Raw genomic sequence first — 8,313 nt, forward strand, 5'->3', positions numbered from 1 at the left:
CGGCGTGTCGGGGGCTTTTGCGTCTGGTCGCGAGGGAACGGGGTCAGGCCCACCTAGTCGATGACGGCGGCTTCCTTGCGCTCGGTGATCGGCCTGGCCAGCTCCTGCTCGTCGCAGATGCGTTGCAGCTTGTCCAGCGTCTCGTCCAGGCCGGCGCCGACGCGTCGGCCTGGCGTGAAGGTGGCCGGCAGCTTCCGCATCCCCTGGATGACGCCGATGGTCTCGTAGTGGACGGTCCCCTCGGGGTCGCACGTGTAGTCGGGCATCCGGTCCAGGACCGCGGTCAGCATCGACTTGAACACCGTGCGCGCCACGTTCGATCCGGCGCAGCGGTGCACACCGAGCCCAAAGCTGAAGTGCCGGTTGCCTTTGCGGTCGAGGATGATCTCGTCCGGGTCGTGGAACACCGCGGGGTCGCGGTTGGCCATGGCCCACGAAATCCACAGCCGCTCGCCCTCTTTGAAGCTGGTGCCGTCGAGCTCGACGTCATCGGAGAAGGTCCTGCCGTCGCCAGGGGCGGGGGTGAAGTAGCGCAGGAACTCTTCGGTCGCGGGATCGAGCAGCGTCTCACGCTGCTTGCTGAGCAGCTCGCGCTGATCGGGATGCTGTGAGAGCCATTCCAGCGAATGGGCCGTCAGCGCCGTGGTGGTGTCGAAGCCACCGCCGATGATCAACCCGAGATTCCCGATGATTTCCAGATCCGGCGCGGGCTCTCCGTCGATCCGCATCTCGAGCAGGGCATTGACCAGGCCGGGCCGCGGATTTTCGCGGATCTCGATCATGTTGTTGATCAGATCGATTCCCATCTGCCGGTGCATCTCGGTGACCTGCTGAATGTCAGGCGAATGCTCCGGGGTGTACACCGCGGCGTGCGTGGGCTCGCTGTACATCTGCCAGTTCTTCAGCGGGATGCCCATCATCGCCAGCGTCAGCACGGCAGGCACGATGTTGGCCAGGTCGTCGACGAAGTCGATGCGGCCTTCCTCGATCTTCTCGTCGAGGCAGGCGCGCGTCACGTCGTCGATGAACGGCTCCCAGCGCTTGACCGCGGCGGGCGACAGGTAGGGGTTGAGCACGGCCCGGTAGGTTTTGTGCTCAGGGTTGTCCATCTCCAGGATGCCGCCCCGAATGCCGTTGATGCGGCTCGCGGTCGGGATCGAAATGCCTTTGTAGCCGCGGCGTTCGTTGTTCACATCGTGGTCGTTGGACACCGCCGGGCAGCGGGCGAGCTCGAAGACCTCATGGCTGCCGGCCGCCACCCAATGTCCGCCGTAGGTGTCGCTCCAGGCCATCGGGCACCGGGCGTGCATCTCCTCGGTGATGTCTTTGAACCGCGAACGGTACTCCGGGGAGTGCCGATCGAAGTGATACCGGTTCCGCTTGCGGTCGCTGTCGCTGACCTGGTCATCAACGCTGTCGTCGACGCTCAAGGCGCTGTCTCCCTTTACGTTTCATCCGTGATGATGATGGCCTGCTCCGGGCAGGAGTGGGCGGCTTCGCGGACCTGATCCTCCTTGTCGGCCGGCACCACCTCGTCGATCGCCGACGAACTGCCGTCGATGTCGCTGAGCTGGAACGAATCCGGCGCGATCATCGCGCAGAGGGTGTGGCCCTGGCAGCGTTCCGAATCGACCCAGACCTTCACGGTGTCTCCTTGCGAGTTGTCTTAATTCTCGTAGTCGTACCACTTGAGGTAGCCACCGGCATCGACGCGCAACTGCACGCCGGTGACGTAGCGCGCCTCGTCGGAGGCCAACCACAGGACGGCGTTGCTGATGTCCTCGGGTTCGACGTAGGGGATTTTCATCGCCTGCTGCACGCCGAAAACCGGCTCGGCGTCGGCGCGCGTCGGGCGCTCCAGGTCCGGCCGGAACGAGCGGTACATCGGCTCGCTCTGCAGCATCGGGGTGTTGGTGTTGGTTGGGTGGATCACGTTGGCGCGGATGCCCAACGGCGCCAGCTCCGTTGCCAGGTCGTGAACATAATGCGACAGCGCCCGCTTGGAGTGGATGTAGGCCATGCCGCCCGGGTCGGTGCCGGGGTTGTCCTTCTTGGCGGTGTCCATCAGCGCCGCGGTGGATCCGGTGGCGACGATCGAGGCGCCCTCGCGCAGGTGCGGCAACGCGACCTGGATGGCGTTGATGGTGCCGATCAGGTTGGTGTTGATGACGTCGCACCACGCCTGCAGGGGCGGCTCGCCCTTCATGCCGGCGACTCCGGCCTGCGCCACGACGATGTCGAGCCTGCCGAACTCCGCGACCCCGTGCTCCAGGGCCGCGCTCAGTTGCCCGGCGTCGCGCACGTCGGCCTGGGCGATCACCGCGCCCTGTCCGGTCTTCTCGATGAGCCGGGCTGTCTCCTCGAGGTCCTCGGGTGCCGCCATGGGGTAACCGATGGTGTCGAGGTCACGGCACAGGTCGACCGCGATGATGTCGGCGCCCTCCTCGGCCAGCCGCACCGCGTGGCTGCGGCCCTGTCCACGCGCCGCGCCGGTGACGAAGGCGACCTTCCCCTTAACGCGCCCTGATGCGCCGTCTCCCACACTCTCTCCTTTTGTATCGATGCTCAGGTATTACGGCCGCCGTTGACGCCCAGTATCTGGCCGGTGATGTAGCCGGCCTCCTCGGAAATCAGAAAAGCGCACGCGGCCGCGATGTCTTCCGGCCTGCCCATCCGGCGCACCGGGGTCCGGGCGATGGTCGCCTCGATGTCGCCGAGGTGTCCGTGTTGTTCCGCGGCGCGCAGCATCGGCGTGTCGATGAACCCCGGCGGTACGGCATTCACGGTGATGCCGTTGGGCCCGTACTCGAGTGCCAGCGATTTGGTGAGGCCATTGACCGCGGACTTGGCAGCCACGTAGTGGCTCATGTAGGGCGCACCGGAATGGGTGCTCGACGACGAGATGTTGACGATCCGTCCCCACCCGGCCTCAACCATGTCGGGCAGCACCGCCTGGGTCACGTGAAAGACGCCGTTGAGGTTGACGTCGACCACCCGCCGCCACTCCTCGAAGGTGATGTTGGTGAAGCGCTTGAAGCCGTCCAGCCCGGCCGCGTTGACCAGGACCGTCACGGGCCCCAGTTGGGCGCGGATGGCCGCCAGCGCGGCATCCACCTGCGGCCGGTCGGTGACGTCGGCGGTGAAAGCGAAATCGGCTTCCGACGGCCTGAGGTCGATCGTGGCGACGTCAAGGCCGTCGGCTCGCAGGCGCTGCGCGACCGCTTGACCGATGCCGGATCCGCCGCCGGTGACCACCGCGGTCTTCACGTCGAGACCTCATCTCCAAATGGGCTCGTCTCAGCCACAAAGAATCTCCCTTACAATTATGAGAACCTTACTCTCGCCGCGAAGCGGCATGCAACATGGTCGTTAAACCTCGCGCGGCCTGCGCCAAGCGGCCCGTTACCCCGACATGTGCGCAATAACGCCGCTGGTCGGCGGCCTGGTCCCATTCCTGAGACTTTCTTGAATTATCGAGACCCGAATGTAAGATTCGCCGGGGAAGAGAATGAAATTTTCGTGACCGTCACCACATGAGGGAGTAGGGGATGCCAGTGCAGGACACGGCAGAGACCACCGCCGCGCCCGAGTCACAGGTTGATCGCCGACTGCTGATTGACGGCCGGCTCGTCACCGCCGACAAGACGTTCCCCTCGATCAACCCCGCCACGGGCGCGGTCATCGGGCACGCCCCGGACGCCCGCGTCGAGCAGGCCGAAGCGGCGATCTCGGCGGCCCGGCACGCCTTCGACACGACCGACTGGTCGACGAACGTGGCGCTGCGGATCCGCTGCCTCGACCAGTTGCACACGGCGCTCGTCGAGCACGCGGAGGAGCTGCGTGAGCTGACCATCGCCGAAGTCGGCGCGACGCGGGCGCTCACCCAGGGCGCTCAGCTCGACGACCCGATCAAGATCGTGCGCTTCTACGCCGACCTGCTGCGCACCTATCAGTTCTCCGAGGATCTCGGCGAGATCGAATCGCGGGGCATGCTGCACCACCGCTGGGTGGAGAAGGAAGCCGCGGGCGTGGTGGCGGCCATCATCGCCTACAACTATCCGAACCAGCTCGCGTTGGCCAAGCTGGCCCCGGCGCTGGCCGCCGGATGCACCGTGGTGCTGAAGGGGGCGCCGGACACCCCGCTGGTCACGCTGGCGCTCGGCGAGTTGATCGCCAACCACACCGACATCCCGCCCGGCGTGGTGAACGTCCTTACTTCCTCGGACGCGGCCACCGGGGTCGCGTTGACCACCAGCCCCGACGTCGACGTGGTGACCTTCACCGGATCGACGGCCGTCGGGCGCAAGATCATGGCCGCCGCGAGCGAGACCGTCAAACGCGTCTTCCTGGAGCTGGGCGGCAAGTCGGCCGTGATCATGCTCGACGACGCGGACTTCACAGGAGCAAGCATGTTCGCGGCGTTCAGCATGGTCACGCACGCCGGCCAGGGCTGCGCGCTCACCTCTCGGCTGTTGGTGCCCAGGTCGCATCATGACGAGATCGTCGAGCTGATCGCGCAGAACTTCGCCAAGGTGCGCCACGGCGACCCGGCCGATCCGAAGACGCTCATGGGGCCGCTCATCAACGAGCGCCAGCGCGACAAGGTCGACGGCATGGTCCAGCGGGCCGTCGCCGGGGGCGCGACCTTGGTCACCGGCGGTAAGCGGTTGGATCCCGGCTACTTCTATGCGCCCACGCTGCTCACCAACGTCGACCCGGACAGCGAGATCGCGCAGGACGAGGTCTTCGGCCCGGTGCTGGTGGTCATCGCGTTCGAGGACGACGACGACGCGGTGCGGATCGCCAACAACTCGATCTACGGGTTGGCCGGCGCGGTCTTCAGCCGCGACCAGGACCGCGCCCTGGCGGTGGCCCGTCGGATCCGCACCGGGTCGTTCTCCATCAACGGCGGCAACTACTTTGCCGCCGACAGCCCGTTCGGGGGCTTCAAGCAGTCCGGCGTTGGCCGTGAGATGGGCGTCGCCGGGCTAGAGGAGTCCTTGGAAGGCAAGACTTTTGCGGTTCCCGTTGTCGGGACGCCCGCATGAGGCCGCTGGAGGGCATCCGCGTTCTGGAGGTCGCCATGTACGGGTTCGTCCCATCGGCGGGCGCCGTGCTCGCGGAGTGGGGCGCCGACGTGGTCAAGGTCGAGCACGCCGTGACGGGCGACCCGCAGCGGGGGCTGCGCCAGACCGGCATGTTGCGCGTCGACGGCGACCCGAACCCCAACATCGAACACGCCAACCGTGGGAAGCGCAGCATCGGACTCGACATGTCCGTGCCCGAGGGCAAAGAGGTGCTTTACGAGCTGGCCCGCCGGTCTGATGTGTTCTTGACGAGTTTTCTTCCCGCTCACCGGAAGAAGTTCGGCATCGACGTCGAGGACATTCGTACGGTCAACCCGAAGATCGTCTACGCCCGCGGCAGCGCGCTCGGTCCGCGCGGCCCCGAGTCAGAAAAGGGCGGCTACGACATGACCGCTTTCTGGTGCCGGGCCGGAACCGCCGCGACCATCACGCCGGCAGGGATGCCCGGCATGATCGCGCCCCCCGGACCGGCCTACGGCGACACCATCTCCGGCACCAACCTCGCCGGCGGCATCGCGGCCGCGTTGCTCAAGCGCGAGCGCACCGGCGAGCCGTCGGTCGTCGATGTGTCGTTGCTGGGCAGTGGCTTCTGGGCAATGGGACACACGGTCGCGCTGACCAAGCATCTGGGTCAGCGGCTGGAAGCGCCGCCGCCCGGGGTGCATGGTGCGCCCAACAACCCGTTGGTGGGGCTGTACACCACGTCCGACGGACGCTACATCTCCTTCGTGATGATGCAGCCCACCAAGTTCTGGGCCGACGTTTGCCGGCACGTCGAGCTGCCGGAGCTGGCCGACGATCCCCGCTTCGCGACTGTCGAAGAAATCGCCGCAAATACACCGGAAGCCGTCGAGATCTTGACCAAGGTGATCGCAACCCGCACGCTTGCCGAGTGGAGCGAGCGCTTTGCCACGCTTGCCGGGCCGTGGGCGCCCGTGCAGGACACGTTGCAGGCGGTCGACGACGCCCAAATCCGTGCCAACGAGTACCTGGTTCGCGCAGGCGAACTCGATCTGGTTGCCAACCCGGTCCAGTTCGATGTCGCCCGGCCGCACACCGGCCCGGCGCCCGGATTCGCCGAACAGACCGAAGAAATCCTGATGGAAATCGGACTCGATTGGGACCGCATCATCGAGCTCAAGACGGCCGGCGCGGTCACTTGAGTGCTACAGGGACCGGAGCTGTGAGAAATGTGTGAGCCGAACGCCGCTTGTCATCCGATGGGCTGTCCGATAACGGTTTTGAATTTTCCATTCCGCCTGGACACCGCATGAGTCATAATCGCCGGACGCTTCAAGACACGAGGCCCCTCGTTTTGAAGCGCCAACTCACGCGACAGAACGGAGGAGTGGCGTGAGGATGGTAGTGGCAGCGACGCCGGAGGCGAATGCCGGAATGTGGCTGCCCGCTACGCATTTCGACTGTTCCAGCGCACGTTTGTGGCCGTCGGTCCAGCCAAATCTACAGCTTTCCGTTCAGCCGAACAAGACCATCGGTCTCGAAAATGCCGGAAGGAACTGAGGCCGATGGCGATTAAGCGTGCGGGCCCGGAGCGCTGGACCGGGGGCATATCGCTCGGCCGCGGCTCCAAGCCCATGGAAGCCGTCGGTGGCTTGTTCGCGATGTCGGCCGACGCGATCAAGTTCGTGTTCCGCCGGCCCTTCCAATGGCGGGAGTTCTTGGAGCAGTCGTGGTTCGTCGCGCGGGTGGCGCTCGCTCCCACCCTGCTGGTCGCCATTCCTTTCACGGTGCTGGTCAGCTTCACGCTCAACATCCTGCTGCGCGAACTGGGCGCAGCGGACCTGTCCGGCGCGGGTGCGGCCTTCGGCGCGGTGACCCAGGTGGGCCCGCTGGTGACCGTGTTGATCGTGGCCGGCGCCGGTTCCACGGCGATGTGCGCCGACCTGGGATCGAGAACGATCCGCGAAGAGATCGACGCGATGGAAGTGCTGGGCATCAACCCCGTTCAGCGCCTGGTGACCCCCCGCATGCTGGCCGCGGGTCTGGTGGCGCTGCTGCTGAACAGCTTGGTGGTCATCATCGGCATCGTGGGCGGCTACGTCTTCTCGGTGTTCGTCCAGGACGTCAACCCCGGGGCGTTCGCCGCCGGCATCACCCTGCTGACCGGCGTGCCCGAGGTGGTCATTTCCTGCGTCAAGGCAGCGCTTTTCGGCCTGATCGCCGGGCTGGTCGCGTGCTACCGGGGACTGACGGTGTCCGGCGGCGGCGCCAAGGCGGTCGGCAACGCCGTCAACGAGACGGTGGTGTACGCGTTCATGTCGCTGTTCGTCGTGAATGTGGTTGTCACGGCTATCGGTATCCGCATGTCGGCCAAGGGTCACTGAGGAGGTGTAGGGGCGAACCGTGATGACGCTGAGAGCCACGTACCCGCGACTGACGCGGCAGCTCGAAAAGCCGGTCGGCACCCTGAGCCGGATCGGCGATCACACGCTGTTCTACGGCAAGGCGCTTGCCGGCGTCCCCTTCGCGGTCCGCCACTATCGGCGAGAGGTCATCCGCCTGATCGCCGAAATCAGCATGGGTGCGGGAACTTTGGCCATGATCGGCGGCACGCTGGTGATCGTCGGCTTCCTGACGCTGGCTGCCGGCGGCACCCTGGCCGTGCAAGGCTATAGCTCACTGGGCAACATCGGCATCGAGGCGTTGACCGGGTTCCTGGCGGCCTTCATCAACGTGCGCATCGCCGCGCCGATCGTCGCCGGGATCGGTCTCGCGGCCACCTTCGGCGCGGGCGTCACCGCGCAGCTGGGTGCCATGCGGATCAACGAAGAGATCGATGCGTTGGAGTCCATGGCCATTCGGCCGGTTTCGTATCTGGTGTCCACCAGGATCGCGGCCGGAATGATGGCGATCACGCCGCTGTATTCCATCGCCGTCATCCTGTCGTTCTTCGCCAGCCAATTCACCACGGTGGTCCTGTTCGGCCAATCGGGCGGCTTGTATCAGCACTACTTCTCGACGTTCCTCAACCCGATCGACCTGTTGTGGTCGTTTTTGCAGGCCGTCCTCATGGCGATCACGATCTTGTTGATTCACACCTACTTCGGCTACTTTGCTTCGGGCGGACCGGCCGGTGTCGGCGTCGCGACCGGCAACGCGGTGCGAACCTCGTTGATCGTGGTCGTGTCGGTGACGCTGCTCGTCTCGCTGTCCATCTACGGCACCAACGGCAACTTCAACCTGTCGGGCTAGGAAGGTGGTGACA

Annotated in this window: 8 protein-coding genes; 4 read left to right on the forward strand and 4 right to left on the reverse strand. The window is 65.8% G+C overall.

Annotation, left to right across the window (positions count from 1 at the left end):
* Positions 1–53: 53 nt before the first annotated feature.
* From AC5Y4S_RS27565 to AC5Y4S_RS27580, 4 genes are all read right to left on the reverse strand, one after another.
* Positions 54–1,310 carry a cytochrome P450 gene (locus AC5Y4S_RS27565; RefSeq protein ID WP_500035790.1) on the reverse strand — a complete coding sequence of 419 codons (1,257 nt, stop codon included), beginning with the start codon at positions 1,308–1,310 and terminating at the stop codon, positions 54–56.
* Between the two features lie 134 nt (positions 1,311–1,444).
* Positions 1,445–1,645, reverse strand: a complete 201-nt coding sequence (locus AC5Y4S_RS27570; RefSeq protein WP_067152992.1) for a ferredoxin — start codon at positions 1,643–1,645, stop codon at positions 1,445–1,447.
* A 21-nt stretch (positions 1,646–1,666) separates the two neighbouring features.
* The gene (locus AC5Y4S_RS27575) at positions 1,667–2,542 is read right to left on the reverse strand and encodes a mycofactocin-coupled SDR family oxidoreductase (protein WP_500035737.1); all 876 of its coding nucleotides are present in this window, start codon (positions 2,540–2,542) and stop codon (positions 1,667–1,669) included.
* 23 nt (positions 2,543–2,565) lie between these two features.
* Positions 2,566–3,267, reverse strand: coding sequence for an SDR family NAD(P)-dependent oxidoreductase (locus AC5Y4S_RS27580; RefSeq protein ID WP_068186734.1), 702 nt, complete (start codon positions 3,265–3,267; stop codon positions 2,566–2,568).
* A gap of 281 nt (positions 3,268–3,548) precedes the next feature.
* Here AC5Y4S_RS27580 and AC5Y4S_RS27585 point away from each other — a divergent pair, with 281 nt between their 5' ends.
* From AC5Y4S_RS27585 to AC5Y4S_RS27600, 4 genes are all read left to right on the forward strand, one after another.
* Positions 3,549–5,048, forward strand: coding sequence for an aldehyde dehydrogenase family protein (locus AC5Y4S_RS27585; RefSeq protein WP_500035738.1), 1,500 nt, complete (start codon positions 3,549–3,551; stop codon positions 5,046–5,048).
* A complete protein-coding gene (locus AC5Y4S_RS27590) occupies positions 5,045–6,250 on the forward strand; it encodes a CaiB/BaiF CoA transferase family protein (protein ID WP_500035739.1) in 1,206 nt (401 codons plus the stop codon). Before AC5Y4S_RS27585 ends, AC5Y4S_RS27590 begins: the two co-directional genes overlap by 4 nt.
* 363 nt (positions 6,251–6,613) lie before the next feature.
* Positions 6,614–7,432 carry an MlaE family ABC transporter permease gene (locus AC5Y4S_RS27595; RefSeq protein ID WP_067011023.1) on the forward strand — a complete coding sequence of 273 codons (819 nt, stop codon included), beginning with the start codon at positions 6,614–6,616 and terminating at the stop codon, positions 7,430–7,432.
* A gap of 22 nt (positions 7,433–7,454) precedes the next feature.
* Positions 7,455–8,300 (forward strand): MlaE family ABC transporter permease, encoded by an 846-nt coding sequence (locus AC5Y4S_RS27600; protein WP_067011277.1) that lies wholly within the window; start codon positions 7,455–7,457, stop codon positions 8,298–8,300.
* Positions 8,301–8,313 lie beyond the last annotated feature (13 nt).

The organism is Mycobacterium sp. NGS64, from assembly GCF_059812245.1.